Below are 21,716 nucleotides of genomic sequence, written 5' to 3'. Positions count from 1 at the left end.
GCTCCATGAGACGCATCGACAGAAGAGCCGGATGGTGGAAATCTCCTTGTCCGGATCTGGTGAGGGCCCCGGTCGGGAAACCGGCCGGGGCTACTCGACACCCCATTTCCTCAGACCCCATTTCCTCACAGCCCGTCGAGGATCTTCTGACGGCGCTCCAGGAACTCTTCCCGCGTGATCAACCCCTGGTAGTAGAGGCCCTGCAGCTCGCGCAGACGCGCGCTCGTCTTGTCCTCGTCGGTCGCGGCGGGCGGTTCTGCGATCAACTCGTCGGGCGCCGGCGCCTCTTCCGGGACCGTCGCCAGCGCGCCCTCCCAGACGAGCGTGAACGTGTCGTCGACGCGGCGGCAGCCGAACCGGAGCTCGTCGCCGAGCGGCGCGCCGTCCCAGGTGGCGCGGATGTTGACGACCGCGTTGGCGCGGGCGCGCACCGCGACGCGCTGGAGCTTCGTGAGGCCGCCGATCCCAGCGTCCCGGCAGGTCTTGTTGTCCGCGACCGCCCGGAAGACCACGCGCACCGGCTTCAGGATCTTGGTCTCGGCGGGCGGCGTCTGCGTGAAGAAGTAGAGGCGCACCGGGAGGTCGTTGAACGCCACCGCGTCGGGGTCGTCGTGGCGCGGGTACGGCTCGAGCACGGTGACGACCGCCGGGGGCTCGAGCTCGGCGGCGAGGCGCGCGCAGCCGAGGAGGCAGAGCGCGAGCGCCGGCGCGACGGCCAGCACGGATCCCACTCTTCGCAGCCCGGTGCCCATGGCGGCCTATTCTAGGCGGTTCCTTCCGGGAAGGCGACCACCTCGTCGATCGACGTCGCGCCCGTGAGCCACATCGCGAGGCGGTCCACGCCGAGCGCGATCCCGGCGCACGCCGGCATCCCGAGCTCGAGCGCCTCGAGGAACGCCTCGTCGATGGGCGGGCAGGCGGCGCCGCGGCGCCTCCTCGAGCCGATCTCCGCCTCGAAGCGGGCGCGCTGCTCCGAGGGGTCCGTGAGCTCGGCGAAGCCGTTCGCCAGCTCGAGGCCGGCGGCGTAGAGCTCGAAGCGCTCGGCCCGCGCCGGGTTCGCGGGGTCGATCCGCGCGAGCGACGCCATGGACGCCGGGTAGCCGGCGAGGAACACGGGGCGCTCGCGGGGGAGGGACGGCTCGACCCGATCGACGAGATCGCGCGTGAAGCGCTCGGCGTCCGGCGCGCCGGACGGGCGCCAGCCGGCGAACCTCTCGAACGCGTCGGCGACCTCGAGGCGCTCCCAGGGCGGCGCGGCGATCGAGACACCGACGGCGCGGGCGGCGCGGCCGATCATCGACTCGCAGTCCGCCATGAGCGAGTCGATCCCCGCGCCCGCGCGGTACCACTCGAGCAGCGTGAACTCCGGGAGGTGCAGGGCGCCCCGCTCGCCGCGGCGGAAGCACCTCGAGACCTGGAAGATCCGCGGGTACGCGCCGCTCGCCACGAGCCGCTTCATCTGGAGCTCCGGGGAGGCGGCGAGGAAGCGGTCGCCCGACGGCTCCGGATCGATGTGCTCCTCGGGGGCGGGCGCCGGCACGCGGATCGGGGTCTCGACCTCCAGGAAACCCTCGTCCTCGAAGAAGCGCCGGAGCGCGCGCACGATCGCCGCGCGGAGGCCGAGGCGCCTCGCGAGCCCCTCGAGCCGGGCCCTTTCCGCTCCCGCTCCTTCCTTGCGCGTCATGAGCGAACCTCTTACACTGCCCCGATGCTCGGCTTCAAGCAGATCGCGCTCGCGCTCCTTTCGATCGCCGCGTGCGCCGCGTGCGGGGGGGCGCCGCCGCCGCAGCCCGCGAAGCCCGTGTCGCCCGGCCCCGGCGCCGACCCCGAGCTCGAGGTCCCGGACGCCATCCCGGGATCGCAGCGCGGCGCCTGGGAGGCGCGGCTTTTCGCGCTCTCCGACGCCGCGAAGACGCGCGTGCCGTTGCGCGACAGGCTCGCCGAGTCGATCGCCGCCTCCTTCGAGGCGACGCCCGAGGACAAGCTGTCGAAGCGGGTCGAGCTGTTCCGCGAGGGGATGTCCCTGAACGCGCCGGCCGACTTCGCCGACGGCGATGTCGCGCCCGCCCTGGCGCCGCTCGCGAAGTGGGTAGTCGCCCGGTACGAGCGCAGGGGCGACGAGGTGATGGTGCTCGCCGGCCTGCGCTACCTCGCGCTGGTCGAGCCCGGCGACGCGCGGCACGGCGAGCGGTTCCTGGAGCTCGCGGAGTGGTCGGAGGGCGTGCGCGAGACGATCCCCGACCGGCTCGAGAGCCGGGCCTCCACCGCCGACCTCTACCTCCGCGTGGCGCGCCTCGTGCCGGATCGCGAGATCGTCGAGCGCGCGGCGGAGCACCTCGTGGGGTGGAACGCGGCCTACATGGCGCGCATCGAGGACGCGGGCGCCGATCTGTGGGGCCTCCCGCCGTTCGCGCTGCGCGAGGCGGAGAAGATCCCCGTGTTCCTCGCGTATGTCTTCTTCCTCAACGGCGACGCGACGCGCGCGGCGCCCTGGATCCGGAAGCTGAAGAGCGACGTGCGTTCCCAGCGGGCGTTCGAGGAGCTGCTCGACGGGCTCGGCGAGGGCGGCGAGGACGCCGGCGAAAGGTACTTCACCCTGGCCCAGCTGTTCGGCTCGTTCGACCCCGGCACCGGCCAGTTCGTGGTCGGCGATCCCATGGCCGGCCTGCGCGCCTGCCTCCTCGCGCGGCGCGCCGAGCCGAGCCCGCGGTACCCGATGTGCGTCGGGCAGTTCTTCGAGCTCCTCGACCGGCCGGAGAGCGCCGTGCCGTTCTACGTGGAGGCCGCGCGGCTCGCGCCGGACGAGTCGACGTACCTCGGCGTCACGGCGCGCGTCCGCAACGCGCTCAGCCGCGTCCACATGCTCGAGCGGGTCGAGGAGGCGGAGGCGGTGATCCGGATCGCCGACGAGCTCGTGGACAGCGTGCTCGCGCTCGAGGACGTCGAGGACGAGTCGCTGTACCAGGTGACGGCCCAGCTCCTGAACCTGTCGGGGGAGGTCGAGTACGCGGACGGCCGCATCGAGCGTGCGATCGCCCACTTCTCGAGGGCGTGCGAGGTGTGGCCGAGCGACGCCGGGCCGGTGTTCCGCCTCGCGGAGATCCGGGAGATGCTCGGCGAGCCCGGGGCCGCGATGCGCGACATCGAGACCGCGATCGCGCGGGCGAAGAAGGCCGGCGGCATGGAGGCCGAGTACTGGCCGGCGCGGGCGTACGAGCTGCGCGGCAGGATCCGGGAGGGCGAGGGGGACGCGCCCGGGGCCGCCGCCGACTTCCGCAGGGCGCTGTCGATCTGGGAGAAGGCGGATCTGCCGCTCGACTACGCGGCGGAGATCGCGCTGCGGCGCGGCATCGCGCTCGACCACCTCGGGGACGAGAAGGGCGCGCTCGAGTGGATGCGGCGCGCCATCGGCCTGGACCCCGAGAACCGGAGCGTCTACGGCGCCGCGTTCTCCTTCCTCTTCGCGCGCGGGCGGCTCGACTCGGCGGCGGAGCTGTTCCAGATCGCGTTCAACCAGGATCGGCTCGGCGCGATGTGGAAGATCTACTTCGCCCTGTGGATCGACGGGCTGGCGCGGCGCCAGGGCAGGACGAACGAGCTCGCGCGCAACTACCTCGCCCATGCGGACGGCGACACGTGGCAGGACGATCTGGCGCGACACCTGAGCGGCCGCATCGACGCCGCGGAGCTCCGGCGCCGCGCGGGGAACAACGGCCAGCGGGTGGAGGCCGACTTCTACGCGGGGTTGAGGCTGCTCGGGGACGGGAAGGGCGATCTCGCGAGGCCGCTCTTCGAGAGGGTGATCGATTCGAAGTTGATGGGGTTCTTCGAGTACCCCATGGCCCGTGTGCTGCTCGCCGAGAAGTCCGCGGGACGTTGAATCCAATGGAGGGTCCTGTGGAAAAGAAGAAAGTCATCGTGTTGGGTGCGGGCCGCGTGGGGCGCGTCATCGCGCGCGATCTGAACGACGATCCCGCCATCAGCGTCACCGTGGCGGACCGCAGGTCGGAGATGCTCGAGTCGGTCGCGGAGAAGCTCCGTTGCGCGACGATCTCGGACAACCTGTCCGATCCCGCGGCCGTCTCCCGCGTCGTCGAGGGGTTCGACCTCGCGATCGGCGCGCTGCCGGGCGCGCTCGGCCTGAGCACGCTCCGCGGCGTGGTCGCGGCCGGCAAGAAGTGCGTGGACATTTCGTTCATGCCCGAGGACCCGACGGTGCTCGACGGCGAGGCGAAGCGGACGGGCTCCAAGGTCCTCTACGACTTCGGCGTCGCCCCGGGCATGAGCAACCTGCTGTCCGCGGCCGCGGCGACCGTCGTCGCGCCGGTGCGCCAGATCCGCATCCTCGTGGGCGGCCTTCCGCTCGTCCGCCGGCAGCCGTGGGAGTACGCGGCGCCGTTCTCGCCCGCCGACGTCATCGAGGAGTACATCCGCCCGGCGCGCATCAAGGTGGGCGGCGCGGTGAGCGAGCGCGCGGCGCTGTCCGGCGTGGAGAGCGTCGAGTTCCCCGAGATCGGCACGCTCGAGGCGTTCTACACGGACGGCCTGCGATCGCTCCTCACGACCGTGGCGTGCCCGGCGATGGAGGAGAAGACGCTGCGCTACCCCGGCTACGCGAAGCGGATCGGGCTGCTGCGCGACACCGGCTTCTTCGAGAGCGCGCCCATCGACGTCAACGGCGTGATGATCTCTCCCCGCGAGCTCACGCTGAAGCTCCTCGAGCCCGCGTGGTACCTCGACGAGCTCATGGACGAGTTCACGGTGATGCGGATCCAGGTGACCGGCGGCGAGGAGGCCCCCTACAAGCGCGTCGTGTGGGAGCTGCTCGACCGGACCGATCGCTACCGCAACGAGACGTCGATGGCGCGCACCACGGGCTTCCCGGCGGCGATCGCCGCGCGCGCGCTGCTGAACGACGAGATCTCGTTCACGCCGGGGGTCCACCCGCCCGAGTCGCTGGCGCAGGACGGCGCGTTCATCGAGCGGCTGCTCGCGCGGCTCAAGGTGTGCGGCGTCCTGTACAGGCAGCAGGAGCAGCGGTAGGGGATTGCGGGGCGCCGCGGGTCACTGCGGCTTGGTCGCCCCTTCGATGCCCTCCACGAAGCCGGGCTTCTTGAGCTCCGCCCCGCAGATCCCGTCCCTGCACAGGCACTTCCCGCCGCCGCAATCCAGCGTGCCCATGCGGCAATCCAGGGTGCACATCGTCCCGGCGCAGGACGGCGCCTGCGACTTGTCCACGCACGTCTTCGGGTGGCAGCACGAGGCCGGGACGCAATCGGAGTCGGTCGTGCACGGGCCGCCCGTGGGGGCGTCCGCGGCGGCCGGCGTGCCCGGGCCCGGCGGGCGGGGGATCGGGACGGTCGGCGGCTCCATGGGCGCCACGGCGTCGTCCGCCGTCGGCGCGGTCGCCGCTTCGGCGTCGGCGGCCGAGGCGGCGCTGCCTCCGGTATCGGCCGTGCCGCAGGCGACGGCGAGAGCGCAGCACGTCAGTGCGAAGATCGCGATCATGGCTTTTCTGGGCATGGGAGCTCCTCGTGAGGTTCGGCGCGTCGATACGCTCGCAAAACTATCACGATTGACGGCGCGCGCGTGTTGAATATTTCGCGAGGTGGTATCCTCCAACCTCACGGGAAGGGCGCCGCCGGGAACGGCGCCGTCGCGCACGAAGGAGAGGTCAGATGCTCGCAAAGAGACGGCTCGCAATCACGCTCTTCGTCGCGGCGGCGCTCGCGATCCCCGCCGTCGCCTCGGCCGCCTCCGGGCCGAAGTACCGCCAGTCGGAGCTCCTCGTGCGCTTCAAGAAGGGCCAGGACGGGCCCGCCGCCGGCGCGATCGCGAAGATCGGCGCGAAGGTGATAGGCAAGATCTCGCGGGTCGACGTCAAGCGGCTCGGGCTCCCCAAAGATCTCCCGGTGGAGGCCGCGCTCGAGCAGCTGCGCAAGCTGCCGGTCTTCGAGTTCGTCGAGCCGAACTACATCTACCGCCCGGTGTGGGAGACGAGCGATCCGCACTGGGGGGATCAGTGGGCGCTCGCGAAGATCCGGACCGCGGCGGGGTGGGGCCTCGAGACGGGCGACGCGAAGGTGGTCATCGCGATCCTCGACACGGGCGTCGATCTCGATCACCCGGATCTCGTCCGCAAGATCGTTCCGGGGTACGACTTCGTGGACGGCGACGACCAAGCGGACGACGTCGCCTCGCACGGGACCCACTGCGCCGGCATCGCCGCGGCCTCGGCCAACAACGGGAAGGGGATCGCCGGGATCTGCGCCAACTGCTCGATCATGCCGGTGCGCGTGCTCAACGCGGACGGCGGCTCGGCGTCCGACGTCGCGAACGGCATCGTCTGGGCGGCGGATCACGGCGCCAAGGTCATCTCCTTGAGCCTCGGCGGGATCTTCGAGTCGATCACGCAGAACGAGGCGATCGACTACGCGTGGTCGAAGGGCGCGGTCGTCGTCGCGGCGGCCGGGAACCTCGGCGTGAGCGCGCCGCACTACCCGGGCACCTACCCGACCTGCATCGCGGTCGGCGCCACGGAGACCGACGATCGGCGGTCGGACTACAGCAACTACGGCGACTGGGTCGACGTCGCCGCGCCCGGGACGTTCATCATGAGCACCGTGCCGGGCGGATACGGGATGATGAGCGGCACCTCGATGGCGACGCCGCACGTCGCGGGGCTCGCGGGGCTCGTGTGGAGCGCCATGGGCGCGGGCGCCTCGAACGCGGCGGTCCGCGAGGTGATCGAGAAGAGCTGCGATCCGGTCGGCGCCTGGGTCGCCAAGGGGAGGATCAACGTGCGGCGCGCCATGGAGCTCGCCGCGGCCGCCGGCGCCTCGCAAGGAGGGGGGAGCTCCGGCTCGAGCGGGGCGAGCGCGGGCGCGGGCTTCGCGCCGGGGTACCACAAGATCGCGCAGGGGAGCGCGCTCGGCGGGAAGCTCGGGAGCCTCGCGAAGAGCGACGACGATCTGCTCGTGGCGCGCAGCACCCAGAGCGGCAAGAAGCGGTACGTCGACGTGCAGGCCTCGTTCCGGGCCGGCTCGGCGGCGTCGAGCAAGGCGCTCAAGGTCGCGCTCGAGGGGCGGTTCTACGCGGCCGACTCGGCCGTGACGGTCTACCTCTTCGACTTCGCCGCCGCGAAGTGGGTCTGGATCGGGCGCGTCAACCTCGGGGTGGCGGACACGAAGGCCACGGTCAAGCGCGACAACCCCAAGCCGTACGTCGGCCCGGGCGACGAGGTCCGGGTCAAGCTGTCCGCGGAGTCGGACTGGTTCGCGACGTTCGACTTCGGCGTGGACGAGCTGCGGCTGTATTCGGAGTAGGGGCCGCTCGCGAACCGCCCGCCGTCAGCCCGGGAACTTCAACCCGACGAGCAACGCGACGAGCCTCGCGGCGAGCCGCACCGAGGCGTCGTCGTCCTTGCACGGCATCAGCTCCACGACATCCGCGGCGACGACGTTCTTGACCGCGAAGAGGTGCGCGAGGAACGCCACGGCCTGGTCCCACGAGGGGCCGCCGGGCTCGGGCGTGCCGGTCGCCGGGACGTCCGCCGGATCGAAGAAGTCCACGTCGATAGTGAGGTAGATGCGCTCCGGGAGCTTGTCGAGCAGGACGTACCAGTCGGTGCCGTCGATGACCTGCCGGGCGCCGACGATCTGGAGGCCGCGCTCGAGGATGAAGGTCGCCTCGTCCTCGCACATCGAGCGGATCCCGACGCCTAAGTGCGTGCACTCCATGTCGAGGGCGCGCCGCATGACGCACGCGTGGCTCAGGGGGTTCCCCTCGTAGCTGTCGCGCAGGTCGGAGTGCGCGTCGAGCTGCACGATCCCGAGCTCGCCCCTGGCGCGGGCGGCGCGGATCGGCCCGAGGCTGACCGTGTGCTCTCCGCCCAGGGAGATCGGGAACCCCTTGCCGTCGAGCAGCTCGCCGACGACGCGGCCGGCGACCGCCTGCTGGATGCGGGCGTCGAACAGCTCCGGCCCGTGCGGCTTGACGATGGTGCGCGGGACCCCCTGGAACGGGTCGCGGCCGAGCGCGAACTCGAACGTCTCGAGGCGGTCGAGCTCGTTCAGGATCGCCTCCGGCCCATGCACCGTGCCCTTGCGGAACGAGGTGCTCACCTCGAACGGCAGCGCGATGATGCCGAGGTTGGTGGCCGGCGACGGCATCACTTCCCCATGCCGACGGCGAGCAGCCCGGCGACGCGCAGGAGGATCTGCGATCCGAGCAGCGCGGCGGGCGTCCGCGGCCCGACGAGCGCGGTGCCGACGAGATCGACCGCGGCGACGCCGGGTCCTTCGAACACCATCTCCAGGAGGTCCATGAGGTCGTACCAGCCGAGGCCGCCGGGCTCGAGCGAACGGGTGGTCTGCGCGACGGCCGGCGCGAGCACGTCGAGGTCGATGCTCAGGTGCGCCGGGGTCGTGATCCGCGTGAGCGCCTCCTGGAAGAGCTCCTTGCGCTGCGCGAGCGCGGTGGCGGTCAGGATGGTGACGTTCCCCGGGACCGATTGGAAGGCGTTCGCCGTGGCCGCGCGGACGCCCGCCAGGATCGCCGGGTTCGAGCGGGACAGGATCGCGGCCTCGTCGGCCTCGATGCGCCCGAGCTTGCCCCAGAGCGCGACGAGGGGATCGCGGCAACCGAGATCCGTGATGCGGCGGTCGTCGCCGATCACGACCGGGAACATCCCGCGCGCGCGGGCCTCGGCGGCGCGCTCGACGGCACCGGCGTCGGGGTTGTCGCCGCCCACGGCCTCCGCGTAGGTGCCGACGCCGAGCGGCGACAGGCCGATTTGGCACTCGAAGAGCTCGACGAACCGGGAGGCGTCCGCGATCGCGAGGGGTCCGGAGCCCTTGCCGATCTCGTTCGGATCCGCCTTGGCGGCGAACAGGAACGCCAGGCGGGCGTCGTTCCAAGAGGCGGTCGTGTCCGAATAGCCGAAGTCGATGGTCAGCGCCATGGCACCTCCCCAAGCGCGGGTTTTCACAGATACGCACCGCCCCCGGCGTGTGTCAACAGGAGAACCGACGAAACGCGCCCGGGCGGAGGCGCGCGTCGTCTTGCGCGCCCTCCGATGTTCAGAGTATACAGGGCGGAACAAGGTGGCGCCCATGTCTCGAATCGTCGCGCTCTCCACGAACTCCAAGAAGCACGCGGGTTGCGCGCTGGCGCAGCACGCGGAAGCGCTCACGTTCCCTCCTCTCGCCGGCGATGGCGTCTTCGGGCTCGGCTACTACGACTCCGGCGAGCTCCTCGCGCGGGTCGCGCCGCGCGAGCGGGGCCGCCCGCTCGAGGTCGCGCGCGAGCTGGCCGGCCTCGAGGCGGAGCTGCTCGTGCTCCACACCGGGCCCGTGAGGGGCTCGAAGGACTCGCGCTGCGAGGACGTCCAGCCGTTCCGCTTCCAGGACTGGCTCATGGCCAGGACGGGCGAGATCGCCGGGTTCGCCGACTTCGGCAAGAGCGTCGTCGACGCGATGCCCCCGTTCATCCGCCGCGGCATGCGCGGCGACACCCCGGAGGAGCACTTCTTCCACCTGTTCCTCTCGTTCCTCTTCGACGCCGGGCAGATCGGGCGCAGCAACGTCGGGACGGCGGAGATCCGGCGCGCGCTCGGCCAGGCGATCGCCGCCGTCGACGCTTTCGCGGAGGCCGCCGGGCACCGGCCGTCGGACTTCTCGGCGGTCGTCTCGGACGGCTACAGCCTCGTCGCGGTCGGGCGCGGCGTGACGCCGAGCTACGCCCTCGTCGAGGGCATCCGGAGCTGCAGGCTCTGCCGCAACTCGCGCGAGGTGTCGCCCGGCGGCGGCGGCCTGGATCACGAGGAGGTCCGCTGCGTCGTGGTCGTCTCCGGCGCGATCGGCGCTCCCCCGGCGCCGTTCGCCCCGCTCGGGAGCGGGGAGCTCTTGTCCGTGACCTCGGACTCGAAGTTGGAGCTCCACACCCTCGAGCAACTCGCGGGTCGCTAGTTGCTCGCCTATCGCCCTTCGCCGCTGATCCGGTGGTCGTTCCACATCCTGAGCGTCATGTTCCTGTTCGTGCTCGCGCTGCTCGTCGGGGTCACGCTGCTGCTCGAGCACCTCGGCGAGCCGATCCCGTGGACGCTCCTCCTCGTCGGCGGCGGCGTGTGCGCGCTGTTCGTCGCGTTGAACACGACCGTCGCGGCCATGCGCGTCACGATCGACGGCGGGCGGGTCGCGCTCCGGGTCGGGGCGTGGCGCCGGGCGGTCGATCTCGAGGACGCGGTCGTCGTCGTCGAGACGACCCCGCTCGGGGTCGGCGCCGTGCGCGTCGTCCCCGCCGACGGCGGCAGGCCGCTGTGGGTGAGCGCCGCCTGGTTCCGCGAGTTCGACGGGCTGCTCGCCGAGGTCGAGCGGCGCGCGACGGAGCGCGGCGGGGTGGTCACGCGCAAATCAGCTCGTTGACGAGCGCGTCGATGCGCTCCTCGGGACACGGGTGCAGGACGAGGTAGTCGATCGCCGCCTCGTTCACCATCCGGAGCATGAGAGCCGGCTCCGTGCCCGAGGAGACGAGCACGCGGCGCGTCGAGGGGAACTTGGCGCGCGCCCAGACGAGGAGCTCCGCCGCGTCGCTGTTCAAAGGCGAGTGGACGGCGCAGAGCAGCGCGGCCGGGACGTCGGCCATGACGCGGCGCGCCTCCTCGGCGGTCGCCGCGCTTCGCACCTCGAGGCCGCGGCGGGAGAGCCTCGCGGCGAGCGCGCCCGTGTCCTCGTCGCCCTGAGGTCCCATGAGCAGGGCGATCGGCTTCCCGGTGAGCGCGGAGTCGGCCACGACGCGATCGCCACCCATGTGCGCCGCGGCGGCGCAGTTCTTCAGCGCCTGCTCCATCAGCTCCTCGGGCTTGGCGCGGACGCCCACCGGGCGGGAGGCGACGCCGGCGCTCATCGTGACCGCGATCGGGTGATCGAGGTCCCCGAGCTCGACGCCGGCGATGGCGCGCCGCAGGCGGCTCGCGACGGCGGCGGCGGCGGCGAGCGGCGTCTCGGGGAGGACGAGGCCGAACGCGTGATCCGAGTAGCGCCCGACGCAGTCGCGGCTCCGCAGATCTCCCTCGATCAGGCGCGCGGTCTGGGCGAGCAGGCTCTCGGCCAGCTGCGCGCCGTGCCGCTCCGCGGTGTTGGCGTACCTGTCGACGGAGAGCACGACGACGGAGAGGTGGTTGCCGTCACGGTAAGAGGCCGCCGACTCGGCCGAGAGCCGCCGCGTGAAGTGGGTCCTACTCGCGACGTGCGTCAGGGGATCCGTCCCGCCCTGGACGGCGCGGCGCAGCGCCGAGCTCTCGACGTGCTTCCGCTTCGCGTCGTCGGCGATCATGGAGATCGCGCGCTCGACGAGCATCTCCGGGGACTCGCCCTTCGCTTGCAGGCCGACCGCGCCGGCGGCGACGCACCGTGCGAGGAGCGGCGCGGCGTAGGTATCGTTCACGATGAGCGTGGGCGGCGTCGCGCCGCCCCGTGCCTTCTTGAGCCGCTCGAAGAGGCTGATCCCGTCGAGCTGGGACAGTCCGTAGTCGCAGATGATCGCGTCGATCTCCTGGCTCGCGGTGAGGTCGAGCGCGTCCGAGGAGTTGCGCGACGTGACGACGACGAACCCGGCCTGCCCGAGGCTCACCCGCGCCGTGTTGATGAACGCCTTGTCCTCGCTGATGCACAGCACGATCGGCACGGCGTCGACATGGCCTCTTGCGGCGATGGCGGTCATGCTCATCCTATCGGCCGGGGGAGGGATTTCTTAAGAGGGGATTAGTCGGAGAGGTCGGCCCGCCTAGAACTCCCAGGCCGCCTGGAGCGCCAGGCCCACCTGTCGGCCGACGCCGCAGGGCGTGGGCTCCGAGAGCTGCGCGTCCGTGTCGGAGAGGAGGCGCGGGCTCTCGAACGGGTGGGCAGCGTTCGCGCCGACGTCGATGTCGACCGTGAGCGACAGGTTCAGGTGCTCGGCGAGCCGCGTCGAGACGCCGGGCACGATGGCGAACGCCGCCAACCCGGTCTCGCCTCCCTTGCCGACGAAAGCGACGGGCGAGAACGCTACCTGGAAGCCGAGCTTGTCGTCGAGGATCCTGTACTGCGCGCCGAAGTGCGGGATGAAGAAGAGGTTGGTCGTCTTGTTCTCCAGCGTGTCGCTGTTGCTCAGGTCCTTCTCCACGACGTTGTACTTGAGGAACGCCATCGCGAACGTGAGGTCCGCGTAGATGGTCAGGTGCTCGACCGGCGCGACGCTCGCGACGACGCCCGGCTCGATGCCCCAGACGGTCCCCTCGTCGGTGAAGTGGCCGGTCTTCGGATCGATGCCGCTGGAGCCGGGCAGGTACAGGTCCGCCGCCCCGAGCCCCTCATCGAACCGCGCGCCCATGTGGGTCGGGAAGGTGACGCGCGCCACGATCCCGGCGCGGACGACGTCTCTCTGCAGGAAGATGCTCTTCAGGTCGAGCGACACCAGGCCGAACGCGGCGCTCTTGTGGCTCGAGTCCTGGTAGATGAGGCCGAGCTGCTCGGGCTCGTCCACGGAGTAGTACCCGTCGGGGGCGTCCTCCCAGTAGCCGACCATCTCCCAGTTGTCGTCCGAGCCCATGCGCTCCCAGCGCTGCTGGTGCTCCAGCTTCTCGACCGTCAGCACCTCGGCGCTCAGGCCGACCTCGAAGTACTTGCCCGGCGACCAGTGGCCGAGGATCGTCATGCTGAAGTCCGTGAACGTGAACCGGTTCACGCCGCGCGACTCGGCAGAGTCGATGCCGGCGGCGGCGTCCATGTGCACCGTGCCGTCGAAGCGGCCGTAGCCGAACCCGAGCTGGAGGCCGACGTCCGAGCGGTTCAACGTGTCGCGCGGGCTCCCCATGGCGCCGTCGAAGCCGAGCTGCGGCAGGAAGCCCGAGTGGGCGCGCGCTGTGCCGCCCGTCGACTTGCCGACCTCCTCGGGGTCCACGTCCTCGCCCCACGGGACCTCTCCGCCGCCTCCGAACCCCGCCTGGCCGCCAGCCGGATCGCCGTCGAGGTACCCCGGCGGCAGCTCGTTGCCGGCCGCGTCGTAGCGCTTCGCGGGCGGGGGCGTCGGCTGGGCGCCGGCCTCCGGAGGCGGCGCCGGCGCGACGGGTTGCCCACCCGCGGGCCCGCCAACCCCCGAGGCGATCCGGGCCGCCGTGCGCACCCGGTCGTCCTTGTCGGTCTCGGCGATGTGCATCAGGATCGGGAGGCTCTCCGGCTCGTTGCGCGCCTGCAGCGCCTTGACCGCCTCGTAGCGGATGCGCGGCTCCGGATCGTACTGCGCCGCCTCCGCGATCCACTTCTGGATGCCCGGCCCGGGCTCCTTGAACAGCCGGTACAGCCCGGCGAGGCGCAGGCCCTTGTCCGACGACCGGAGGTTGACGATCGCCTGGTCGACGGTCCACCCGCGCGAGTCGGGTATGACCACGCTCTTGTCCGCGGGCGCCGCCTGCTGCGGGGGCGCCAGCGCCGACGCCGCGGCGGATGCGAGGAACAGGGCCAAGGCGGACGCGGTGCACTGGATGAGTCTTGTCGGCATCTCTCGCTCCTGAAAAAGGGTCAGGACATTATAGGGAGTACGCGCCGAACCGCAAAATGGATGGAAGCATCGAGACGGGCTAGGGCTTGGTCTTCGCGAGGAGCGCGGCGAGCAGCTCCTTCGTGATCGACGCCTTCTGCATCCACGCGATGTGCCCCTTCGGGTGGATCAGGTAGGTGATCGGCAGGTTGGGCGTGACGTCGAACGCGGCCGCCAGCCCCGCCTCCTCGATGTCCTCGCCGCCCTGGAGCAGCGGGTACTTGAGCAGATCGGCCTCCTTCGCGAACTTCATCGCTTCCGGGGCGGTCTCCTCGCCGTCGAAGGCGACGGTGACGAACTTCACGTTCGGCGCGGCCGCCAGCGCGGGCGGGAACTCCTCGACGAGCTCCTTCTTGCACGGCGCGCACCAGGACGCCCAGAAGTTGACGAGCACCCACTCGCCGCGAAGGCTGGACAGCTTGAGCTCCTTCTTCGTGCTCAGGTCCCTAAACGCGAAGTCGACCGGCGTTCCGTCCACCTTCACTTCCGGCCCTTGGGTCGCTTCTGTCTCTTCTGTCGCTTTCGTCTCTTCCTTTTTCCTCTCCGCCTGCGCCTTCTCGAACCCCGCGAGCCCGGCGTCGAGGAACGCGACGTACTTCGCGACATCCTTCGTCATGTCCGGGTGCACGGCGAGCACCGTGTCGGTGAACGGGTCGATGATCGCGTAGAACGGCAGCGCCGCGGTCTTGAACCGCTCGAGCTGGAGATCGCGCTGCGCGTCGTGGATCTCCCTGCCGCCGTCGGTGTAGCACTGGACGCGCGCCATCCGCTCGAGCCGCTTCACGACCTCCGGCTTCGGGAAGACGTTCGACTCCATCCAGCGGCAGTTCGTGCACTGCTGGCCGGTGAAGTCGACGAACAGCGGCTTGCCCTCCCGCTTCGCAACCTCGTACCCCTTGGCGAGGTCGTCCTGGATCCACGACAGGTGGCCGCCGGCGTCGGCGCTGCCGCCCGCCTCCGCGATCTCCTGGCCGGGGTAGATGGCGGGGGGGAGCCAGCCGTCGACCATGCCGCCCACCGGCTTGGTGTGGGTCATGCCGTAGAAGAAGACCGCCGCGTAGACGGCGAAGACGAGTGCGAACGTCATCCGGATCGGCCCGACGTGCTTGGCGTCGGTGTCGTTGTGGGGCAGGGCGAAGACGCGCAGCAGGTAGAGCGCGGCGAGCGCGGCGAGCCCGCCCCAGACCGCGAGGACGAGCGGCCGCGTGACGAGCCCCCACTCGTAGAAGAGATCCAGGTTCGAGAGGAACTTGAACATGAAGGCGAGCTCGAGGAACCCGAGCGTCACCTTGAGCGCCACCATCCAGTCGCCGCCCTTGCCCTGAAGATGCGACGCCATTTTCGGGAACACGGCGAGGAAGAAGAACGGGAGCGCGAAGCCGAGCGCGAAGCCGACCATGCCGACGATCGCGTAGTACCACTGCCCGGTGGCGATGAGGCCGAACAGCATCCCGAGGAAGCCGAGCGTGCAGGTGAAGGAGACGAGCGTGAACGTCACGGCCATGAAGAAGACGCCCGCGACCTGCCTTCGCAGCGAGCCCGCGTCGCTCGACAGCTCCGCCTCCTTCTGCGACGTCTTCGAGATCAACCGGTTCGGCATCCGGATCTCGAACAGGCCGAACAGGTTGAAGGCGAAGAAGACGAGCAGCGCCACCATGAAGACGTTGAACGTCGGCGACGTGGACACCTTCTGCATGGCGTCCTGCCCGAAGATCGCCGTGAGGACGATCCCGAGCACGGTGAACACGAGGATGATCGAGAGCGCGTAGACGGCCGCCATCCCGATCGAGCGCTTGGTCGAAACCTCGGAGAACTTCGAGAAGAAGCTGATGGTGATCGGGATCATCGGGAACACGCAGGGCGTGCCGAGGGCCAGGAAGCCGAAGCCGATCGCGACGAGGAAGAAGATCAGCGCCCCCCCCGAGTCGTCGACGGACTTCTCACCCGTGAGCGTCGTGACTTCGCCGGCCCCTGCGGGTTCCGGTCTGTTCGTCGGGAACGCTTCGCCCGGGAGCGCCTGGACGGGGGTGCGCTCGGGGCGTGCGGCGCCGTCCTCGAACGCGATCTTCGCGACGAGCTTCTCCTTTATTGGCAGGCACTGCTTGTCGTCGCAGATCTGCCCGCGGATCGTGAGCGGCACGCCGTCGGCGGCGGGCGCCGCGGCGAACCTGTAGGCGCGGCGGTACGTGATCGCGCCCTTGTGGAACTCGACGTTCTTCTTGAAGTTCGGGTCCAACTCGACCAGGGGCTTCGGCCCGAACCACTCGGAGGCCGGCTCGAGCGCGGGGTCGTCCACCGCGACCTGCATGCGCAGCGGCCCCCCCTTGATCTCGGTCATCGAGTAGAAGTGGTACCCGGCCGGGACCCCGACCTCGATCGCGAGCACCGAGATCTCGCCGACGCGCGCGGCGGGCGGGGAGAAGGAGGCCTCCAGCTTCACGCGGGCGTCCGCGCCGAGCCCGATGGAGGGCGCGAGCGCGAGCACCGCCGCCACGGCCGCCACGGCGAGGGCGGCCACTTCTCGAACCGGTTTCCTGGTCATCGTCCCCTACTGCAACACGATGGGATAGGTGAAGGTGAAGGTCGGGTCCTTGAACTTGGGGAACTTGGCGGAACGGGCCATCATCGCCACGCACGTCCCCGCGGGGTTGTTCGCAAACACGCCGGTCGCCTTCGCGCTCGTGACCTTGCCCGCGCTGGACACGACCATCGACACCTGCACCGTCCCGGTCGAGTACTTCGCGCAGGACGCCTGGGCCTTCGCCTTGATAGGCGCCATCGCCGCGGTCACCTGCTCCTTCGAGGGCTGCTTGGGCAACTCGTCCGCCGCCTTGGCCGCGGGCTTCTCCTCGGCGGGCTTCTCCTTGGCCCCGCTTCCGAGCAGGGAGTCGAGCTCCGACGCGCCGCTGCCGGTCTTCGCGGTCTCTGTCGGCTTCTCGGTCGCCTTGGCGGCGGTGCCGCTCGACGCCGCGGTGTCCGTCTTCGTCGTCGTCTTCTTTGTTTCCGTGGAGGCGGTGGTCGTTTCCTTCTTCGGCTTTTCGCTCGTCTTCGTGGTCGTTCCGGCGGATGACCCGGACTTGGCCTCCTCGGCCTTCTTCGCCGCCGCTTCCTTCTCCGCCTTGGCCGCGTCGAGCTCCGCCTTGACCGCGTCCATCTTCGCCTGATCCGCGGCCGAGACCGCCCCGCCGCCGGAGGACGCCTTGGACATCTCCTCGAGCTTGGCGAGGAGCAGCGCTTCCTTCTCCTCCGCGGCCTTGCGATCGGCCTCGGCCTTGGCCTGGAGCTCGGCCATCATCTTGTCGAGCGCCTTGTCGTCCCCATCGCCCTGTTTCATCAGGACGATTCCTATGATCACGGCCGCGATGACGACGACCGCGATGAGCGCGTACACGGCCGCGTTGCTTTTCTTCTGCATCGGCTGCATCGGTGCGGCCAAAGGAGCGCCCTGCGTCGCGACGACGCCCGAGGGATCGGCTGCTGGCACCGGCCGCACGCCCGACTGGTCGGCGCTCGGCGGCGGCGGCGGCGCCATCGACGGGGTCTTCGCGACCTCGATGGACGACGCGGCGACCATCTTGGCCAGGTTGACCATGCCGGAGTCTGGCTCGTCCTCACGGTGCTCGACGCGCCGCGGCGACTCGTCCTCGGATTTCCCCTCACCGCCGCCGAGCAGATCGGCCAGGGACATGTCGTCGGCGTTCTCGGTCTTGTCGGGACTGCTGTCTGAATCCTTCACGGGGTCACCCTCCTCAATGGGTCCAACCTGCTCGCCGCTTCGAGCCAGAGGTCGTTCCCTCGGTGAACAGTACGCGCGGCGCGGACGAAAGACCTATCATCGCCGCCAAACCGCTTCTCCACATGAAACCAAATGAACGTCCAAAAGCACTCGAGCCCGGCGTTTTTTGTGCGCGCAAGAGTTTAGAGCGTCGTCGTCATCCCTTCAATATGAAAAGGTGGGCTCGAGACGACAGGGAGAGCAGATTTTTTTTATCGCACCGGGAGCAGCGCTTCAATATAGTGCCGGGAGCGCGGCCGGAAGAACGCGCCGAGGGTGGTGTTCGGGATGTACGAGATATTCAGGGAGCGCGTTTTTTCGGCGTCGCACCAGCTCCGCGACTACCAGGGCAAGTGCGAGCGCCTGCACGGCCACAACTGGCGCGTCCGTGTCCACCTGGCCGCGGCGGAGCTCGACGAGCACGGGATGGTGCTCGATTTTCACGCGCTCGACGCGATCATGACAGAGGCGATCGCGCCGTTCGATCACCGCCACCTCAACGAGGTCGAGCCGTTCGTCGACACCAACCCCTCGTCCGAGAACCTCGCCCGCGCCATCTTCGCACGGGTCGAGGCCTCGCTCCCCGCGGGGAGGGTACGCGTCTCGCGCTGCGACGTCTGGGAGAACGACCGCTCTCGGGCGCGCTACGCGCCGCCGAGCGGGTAGCGCCGTCTTCAGGCCGCGGCCTCGACGCTGCGCCTCGATCCGAGCCTGCGGCGCAGGGCGCGCCGTCCTCTGTGGAGTCTGGACATGATCGTTCCGACCGGGCAGGAGATGGCAGACGCGGCGTCCGAGTAAGACATCCCCTCGACGTCGCAGAGCCATACGACCTCTCGGAACTCCGGCCTGAGCTCGTCCATGGCGTGCACGACCGTGTCGCAGAAGCCGTTGTCCGGGCTGACGTCGCCGTCGCCGTGCATGGTGCGCCGTCCCATGGCGCCGATGGACCAGGCGGCCAGGGCGTGGCCGCCTTCGGCCTCCAGGATCTGCTGCTCCAGGGATCTTCGACGCAGGTTGCTGATGTGGCGGTTGCGCATGACGCGGGTCAGCCACGCTTGCAGGTTCGTGCCCTCGGCGAAGTTGTCGCTGAAGCGGAGCGCGAGGACCATCGTGTCCTGCAGGAGATCCTCCGCCTTGTTCCAGTCGCCCGTGAGCCATCTGGCCGTCCTTCGCAGCGCGGGGATTTGGGAGTCGAGGGAGTTCCTGAGATCCGTGCTCATCGTGTTCTCCTTGTTCGTCGCCCTGATCGCGGTCATGCGGGCCGCCTATCGCAAGCGCGATGCCAAGAAGGGGGGAGTTGGGGCGCTGGGGACGTGGCAATGGGAGTTATGTGAATGAATGAGAATAGATGGGATGTTTGTAAGGCGAGTGGGACGCCACCGAAAGAGGGCGCCTAGAGGCGATCAAAGAGACAGAATGTCAAATAATGCTACGATTCGTAGATAAAATGTCGCCTTTTTGCCCGGCTTTTTGCCCGGCTTGGTGACCGGCGCCCGCCGTGTTATCTTCCGACCGTTCCCAACCCCACGAAAAGGAGGCGCGATGTCACAGCGCATGATCGACCAGTTCCTGGAGATGGTCCGGATCGATTCCGAATCGGGCGAAGAGGCCCGGATGATGGAGTACCTGCTCGGCGCGGTCGCGAACGCCGGCGGCACCGCAGAGCTCGATTCCTACGGCAACCTGATAGGCCGCTTCCCGGCGCTCGGCTGCGCGGGCGTCGCGCCTTTGCTGCTCTCGTGCCACGGCGACACGGTCAAGCCGGGCAAGGGGATCCGACCCGTGCTCGAAGGAGGTGTGATCCGCTCGTCCGGCGACACCATCCTCGGCGCCGACGACAAGGCGGGGATCGCGGAGGTGCTCGAGGCGATGCGCACCTCGACCGTGCGCCCGCCCGTCGAGCTCGCGGTCAGCCGGCAGGAGGAGACCGGCCTGCAGGGCGTCAAGAACCTCGACTTCTCCAAGCTCTCGGCGAAGCGCGGCTTCCTGATGGACAACGACACGCTCGAGACGATCGTGATAGGCGGGCCGTCCTACTTCGCCATCGACGTGGCGGTCACGGGCAAGGCCGCGCACGCGGGCATGGAGCCGGAGAAGGGGATCAACGCGATCTTCGCCGCGGCGCGCGCCATCGCCGCGCTGCGCCTCGGGCGGCTCGACGGCGAGACGACCGCCAACGTCGGGATCATCGAGGGCGGCATGATCCGCAACGGCGTGCCGGCGAGCTGCACGTTCAAGGCCGAGTGCCGCGCCGCGGTTCACGAGAAGGGGGCGGCGCTCGCCGAGGAGCTGGCGGGAACGATAAGGAGAGAGGTGGAGGCGGCGGGCGCGAAGGTGACGATCGCGATCGACAACATGTGCCGGGCGGTCCGGATTCCGGAGGCGTCGTGGACCGTGGACGTGGCCAAGAAAGCGCTCCGCACGGTCGGTGTCGAGGCGAAGTGCGTGTTCATCACCGGGTTCACGGACGCGTCGATCTACAACAACAAGGGGATCGAGATGGCCGTGGTCGGGATCGGCGCACAGAACGAGCACTCCACCGATGAGTGCATCGCGGTCGCCGACATGGAGAAGGCGGTCAAGGCGCTCGTCGAGATGCTGCGGATAGCGGCGCAGTGATTCAGTACGAGTACACCGCGTAGCTGTACGGGAGGCGCTTCCCCGGGTTCGCCGTGAGCCCTTCGTCTGCGTTCACGTGGAGGAACCACTTGTCCTCGACGAGCGCCTCGTCGGCCTGCACGGGGTGGTGCAGCGAGGCGACGCCGCCCGCCGCTCGCGCGGACTCGAGCTTGCGGCCGCGGTGCGGGCAGAGACCGATGCCGATCGCGATCTCCACTTCCTTCCACGCCGTGTCCTGCCACCTCACGAGCGCGACGATCCCGGACGCTCCGGCGGGCAGATCGTACGGGTGGCGCTGGTGCGACTCGCCGCCGCCCTCGGGCGGGACGATCGCGCCGTCGCCCGCGATCACCTCGCGCAGCGCAGCGCCGGCCGGGAACTGCGCCCGGATCGCCTCGGGGAGCATGGCGGCCGGGTCCGCGGCAGCGGCGGGCGCGGGCGCGGGGCTCGGCGCGACAGCCGGGGCAGGCGCCTTCGCCTCGGTCGCCTTCTCGCCGCAAGCGATTCCCGAAAGAGCGAGCGTGAACGAGATGACGGAACAAACGGAACCGGGGGCCGAGAGTCTCATCTTCGTCTGAATGAGGTTCATTGGTGCACGCCTGTGGCGCCGAGCGGCTCAGGGGTACTCCCGATACTTGCTCGGGACGCCGACCGGGATCTCGTACACCGCGCTCGAGATGTCAATGACGTAGAGGTTCATTTCGTCCCAGCCGCCGAGGCCGGAGCCCCACTGCATGTTCGGGATCCACGACGACGCGGAGCTGAGATCGGCCGCGATCTCGATAGTCCCGCCGTCGGGCGAGATGCGGTAGACGCGGATGATGCCGTAGTCGCAGACGTAGACGTTCCCGCAGCAGTCCACGCCCATGCCGTCGAAGCAGCCGGTCATCCCGCCCGCGACGCCGTCCGGGTCCGAGGCGCTGATGAAGACGCTCGCCGGACCGGGCTGACCCGCGGCATCGAACTCGATCTTGTAGATGTTGCCGCCGCAGAAGCTGCCGACGTACAGCGTCCGGTAGTCGGGGCTGAAGGTCAGTCCGTTCGGCGCGTTCAGCCCGGTCGCGATCGTCCAGGTCTCCCCGGTGACGGGGTCGATCTTCGTGACCTCGCCCGAGTTCTGCTCCGAGACGTACGCGTAGCCGCGAAGATCGACCTCGATGCCGTTGGGGTAGGCGAGAGAGGTGGCGACGGTCGTCGCGGCGCCGGTCTCTCCGTCTATGTGGACGAGCGTGTCCGAACCGTTGCACACGACGTCGCCGCTCGGGAGCGCGCGAAGGCCGGACACGCACCCGGCGCCCGCGACCCACAGCGTCGATCCGCCGGTCTTGGTGGACTTGAACAGCGAGCCGCCCTCCATCCCGATGAGGTTCCCCTCGTCGTCGAAGACGAAGTCCTCGCCGGAAACGACGTTCGTGATGGTGTTGAACGAGAACGGCGGCGTCGGCACCGCGGCGCAGTCGAAATCGCCGTCCGTGTCCGAGTCCGACGCCCCGCCGTCGCCGTACATCGGCTCGGGCTTCTCGCCGCAGGCGATCGCCGCGAGCAGGAGCAGCGCCGGGATCGAGCGGGTCATGGGTAGTCCCTGTGCTTGCTCGGGACGTCGACCGGGATCTCGTACACCGCGCTCGAGATGTCCGCGACGTACAGAGTGTCGCTGTACCAGTCGGCCAGGCCGGAGCCCCACTGCATGTTCGGGATCCACCCCGACACCGAGCTCAGCTCCGCGACGGTCCCCACCACCGACCCC

At 69.9% G+C, this 21,716-nt stretch carries 19 protein-coding genes; 7 read left to right on the top strand and 12 right to left on the bottom strand.

Annotation, left to right across the window (positions count from 1 at the left end; all coding sequences use genetic code 11):
- Positions 1 to 125 precede the first annotated feature (125 nt).
- Positions 126 to 752 carry an SHOCT domain-containing protein gene (locus M0R80_23945; protein ID MCK9462684.1) on the bottom strand — a complete coding sequence of 209 codons (627 nt, stop codon included), beginning with the start codon at positions 750 to 752 and terminating at the stop codon, positions 126 to 128.
- 11 nt (positions 753 to 763) lie between these two features.
- Positions 764 to 1,684, bottom strand: coding sequence for an EF-P lysine aminoacylase EpmA (gene epmA / locus M0R80_23940; protein MCK9462683.1), 921 nt, complete (start codon positions 1,682 to 1,684; stop codon positions 764 to 766).
- A gap of 24 nt (positions 1,685 to 1,708) precedes the next feature.
- Between epmA and M0R80_23935 the strand changes: the two genes are divergently transcribed.
- Both M0R80_23935 and M0R80_23930 read left to right on the top strand, forming a co-directional pair.
- Positions 1,709 to 3,880, top strand: a complete 2,172-nt coding sequence (locus M0R80_23935) for a tetratricopeptide repeat protein (protein MCK9462682.1) — start codon at positions 1,709 to 1,711, stop codon at positions 3,878 to 3,880.
- Positions 3,881 to 3,897: 17 nt separating this feature from the next.
- Complete coding sequence (locus M0R80_23930) at positions 3,898 to 5,043, top strand: saccharopine dehydrogenase NADP-binding domain-containing protein (protein ID MCK9462681.1); 1,146 nt, start codon at positions 3,898 to 3,900, stop codon at positions 5,041 to 5,043.
- 21 nt (positions 5,044 to 5,064) lie between these two features.
- On the opposite strand, the gene M0R80_23925 is transcribed toward M0R80_23930, so the two are convergent.
- Positions 5,065 to 5,523: a hypothetical protein gene (locus tag M0R80_23925; GenBank protein MCK9462680.1), complete on the bottom strand. Its 459-nt coding sequence runs from the start codon at positions 5,521 to 5,523 to the stop codon at positions 5,065 to 5,067.
- A gap of 155 nt (positions 5,524 to 5,678) precedes the next feature.
- On the opposite strand from M0R80_23925, the gene M0R80_23920 reads away from it, so the two are divergent.
- Entirely contained in the window at positions 5,679 to 7,325 is a 1,647-nt protein-coding gene (locus M0R80_23920; protein ID MCK9462679.1) for a S8 family peptidase, read from the top strand.
- Between the two features lie 24 nt (positions 7,326 to 7,349).
- Here M0R80_23920 and speB read toward each other — a convergent pair whose 3' ends face one another.
- Entirely contained in the window at positions 7,350 to 8,171 is an 822-nt protein-coding gene (gene speB / locus M0R80_23915) for an agmatinase (protein ID MCK9462678.1), read from the bottom strand.
- Positions 8,171 to 8,962, bottom strand: a complete 792-nt coding sequence (locus M0R80_23910; protein ID MCK9462677.1) for an arginase family protein — start codon at positions 8,960 to 8,962, stop codon at positions 8,171 to 8,173. The genes speB and M0R80_23910 overlap by 1 nt, the downstream gene beginning before the upstream one ends.
- Before the next feature lie 151 nt (positions 8,963 to 9,113).
- On the opposite strand from M0R80_23910, the gene M0R80_23905 reads away from it, so the two are divergent.
- Together M0R80_23905 and M0R80_23900 are read left to right on the top strand one after the other, a co-directional pair.
- Positions 9,114 to 9,968, top strand: coding sequence for a hypothetical protein (locus tag M0R80_23905; GenBank protein MCK9462676.1), 855 nt, complete (start codon positions 9,114 to 9,116; stop codon positions 9,966 to 9,968).
- Entirely contained in the window at positions 9,969 to 10,424 is a 456-nt protein-coding gene (locus M0R80_23900; protein MCK9462675.1) for a hypothetical protein, read from the top strand.
- Here M0R80_23900 and M0R80_23895 read toward each other — a convergent pair.
- The 4 genes from M0R80_23895 to M0R80_23880 all read right to left on the bottom strand — a co-directional run bounded on the left by M0R80_23895 (position 10,402) and on the right by M0R80_23880 (position 17,311).
- Positions 10,402 to 11,721 carry a diguanylate cyclase gene (locus M0R80_23895; GenBank protein MCK9462674.1) on the bottom strand — a complete coding sequence of 440 codons (1,320 nt, stop codon included), beginning with the start codon at positions 11,719 to 11,721 and terminating at the stop codon, positions 10,402 to 10,404. The two genes, M0R80_23900 and M0R80_23895, sit on opposite strands and share 23 nt — an antisense overlap.
- A gap of 63 nt (positions 11,722 to 11,784) precedes the next feature.
- Positions 11,785 to 13,536, bottom strand: a complete 1,752-nt coding sequence (locus M0R80_23890) for a HEAT repeat domain-containing protein (protein MCK9462673.1) — start codon at positions 13,534 to 13,536, stop codon at positions 11,785 to 11,787.
- Between the two features lie 79 nt (positions 13,537 to 13,615).
- Complete coding sequence (locus tag M0R80_23885) at positions 13,616 to 16,117, bottom strand: thioredoxin family protein (protein ID MCK9462672.1); 2,502 nt, start codon at positions 16,115 to 16,117, stop codon at positions 13,616 to 13,618.
- Between the two features lie 6 nt (positions 16,118 to 16,123).
- Positions 16,124 to 17,311, bottom strand: coding sequence for a hypothetical protein (locus tag M0R80_23880; GenBank protein ID MCK9462671.1), 1,188 nt, complete (start codon positions 17,309 to 17,311; stop codon positions 16,124 to 16,126).
- 327 nt (positions 17,312 to 17,638) lie between these two features.
- Between M0R80_23880 and queD the strand changes: the two genes are divergently transcribed.
- Positions 17,639 to 18,016 (top strand): 6-carboxytetrahydropterin synthase QueD, encoded by a 378-nt coding sequence (queD, locus tag M0R80_23875; protein ID MCK9462670.1) that lies wholly within the window; start codon positions 17,639 to 17,641, stop codon positions 18,014 to 18,016.
- Positions 18,017 to 18,024: 8 nt separating this feature from the next.
- On the opposite strand, the gene M0R80_23870 is transcribed toward queD, so the two are convergent.
- Positions 18,025 to 18,606: a sigma-70 family RNA polymerase sigma factor gene (locus M0R80_23870; protein ID MCK9462669.1), complete on the bottom strand. Its 582-nt coding sequence runs from the start codon at positions 18,604 to 18,606 to the stop codon at positions 18,025 to 18,027.
- A 286-nt stretch (positions 18,607 to 18,892) separates the two neighbouring features.
- Here M0R80_23870 and M0R80_23865 point away from each other — a divergent pair, with 286 nt between their 5' ends.
- The gene (locus M0R80_23865; GenBank protein ID MCK9462668.1) at positions 18,893 to 19,969 is read left to right on the top strand and encodes a M20/M25/M40 family metallo-hydrolase; all 1,077 of its coding nucleotides are present in this window, start codon (positions 18,893 to 18,895) and stop codon (positions 19,967 to 19,969) included.
- Position 19,970: 1 nt separating this feature from the next.
- On the opposite strand, the gene M0R80_23860 is transcribed toward M0R80_23865, so the two are convergent.
- Both M0R80_23860 and M0R80_23855 read right to left on the bottom strand, forming a co-directional pair.
- Positions 19,971 to 20,537 carry a hypothetical protein gene (locus tag M0R80_23860; protein ID MCK9462667.1) on the bottom strand — a complete coding sequence of 189 codons (567 nt, stop codon included), beginning with the start codon at positions 20,535 to 20,537 and terminating at the stop codon, positions 19,971 to 19,973.
- A gap of 48 nt (positions 20,538 to 20,585) precedes the next feature.
- Positions 20,586 to 21,542 carry an SMP-30/gluconolactonase/LRE family protein gene (locus M0R80_23855; GenBank protein MCK9462666.1) on the bottom strand — a complete coding sequence of 319 codons (957 nt, stop codon included), beginning with the start codon at positions 21,540 to 21,542 and terminating at the stop codon, positions 20,586 to 20,588.
- Positions 21,543 to 21,716: the final 174 nt, after the last annotated feature.

Source organism: Pseudomonadota bacterium, assembly GCA_023229365.1.
GTDB lineage: Bacteria > Myxococcota_A > Polyangia > JAAYKL01 > JAAYKL01 > JALNZK01.
Note: the sequence above shows the minus strand (reverse complement) of the source record. Positions and strands in the feature narration are given on the sequence as shown.

Coding starts and splice junctions, on each gene's coding strand:
- M0R80_23870 (MCK9462669.1), bottom strand. CDS start 18,606: ATGACCGCGATCAGGGCGACGAACAAGGAGAACACGATGAGCACGGAT.
- M0R80_23885 (MCK9462672.1), bottom strand. CDS start 16,117: ATGACCAGGAAACCGGTTCGAGAAGTGGCCGCCCTCGCCGTGGCGGCC.
- M0R80_23855 (MCK9462666.1), bottom strand. CDS start 21,542: ATGACCCGCTCGATCCCGGCGCTGCTCCTGCTCGCGGCGATCGCCTGC.
- M0R80_23865 (MCK9462668.1), top strand. CDS start 18,893: ATGTCACAGCGCATGATCGACCAGTTCCTGGAGATGGTCCGGATCGAT.
- M0R80_23935 (MCK9462682.1), top strand. CDS start 1,709: ATGCTCGGCTTCAAGCAGATCGCGCTCGCGCTCCTTTCGATCGCCGCG.
- speB (MCK9462678.1), bottom strand. CDS start 8,171: ATGCCGTCGCCGGCCACCAACCTCGGCATCATCGCGCTGCCGTTCGAG.
- epmA (MCK9462683.1), bottom strand. CDS start 1,684: ATGACGCGCAAGGAAGGAGCGGGAGCGGAAAGGGCCCGGCTCGAGGGG.
- M0R80_23890 (MCK9462673.1), bottom strand. CDS start 13,536: ATGCCGACAAGACTCATCCAGTGCACCGCGTCCGCCTTGGCCCTGTTC.
- M0R80_23945 (MCK9462684.1), bottom strand. CDS start 752: ATGGGCACCGGGCTGCGAAGAGTGGGATCCGTGCTGGCCGTCGCGCCG.
- M0R80_23860 (MCK9462667.1), bottom strand. CDS start 20,537: ATGAGACTCTCGGCCCCCGGTTCCGTTTGTTCCGTCATCTCGTTCACG.
- M0R80_23925 (MCK9462680.1), bottom strand. CDS start 5,523: ATGCCCAGAAAAGCCATGATCGCGATCTTCGCACTGACGTGCTGCGCT.
- M0R80_23895 (MCK9462674.1), bottom strand. CDS start 11,721: ATGACCGCCATCGCCGCAAGAGGCCATGTCGACGCCGTGCCGATCGTG.
- M0R80_23920 (MCK9462679.1), top strand. CDS start 5,679: ATGCTCGCAAAGAGACGGCTCGCAATCACGCTCTTCGTCGCGGCGGCG.
- queD (MCK9462670.1), top strand. CDS start 17,639: ATGTACGAGATATTCAGGGAGCGCGTTTTTTCGGCGTCGCACCAGCTC.
- M0R80_23905 (MCK9462676.1), top strand. CDS start 9,114: ATGTCTCGAATCGTCGCGCTCTCCACGAACTCCAAGAAGCACGCGGGT.
- M0R80_23910 (MCK9462677.1), bottom strand. CDS start 8,962: ATGGCGCTGACCATCGACTTCGGCTATTCGGACACGACCGCCTCTTGG.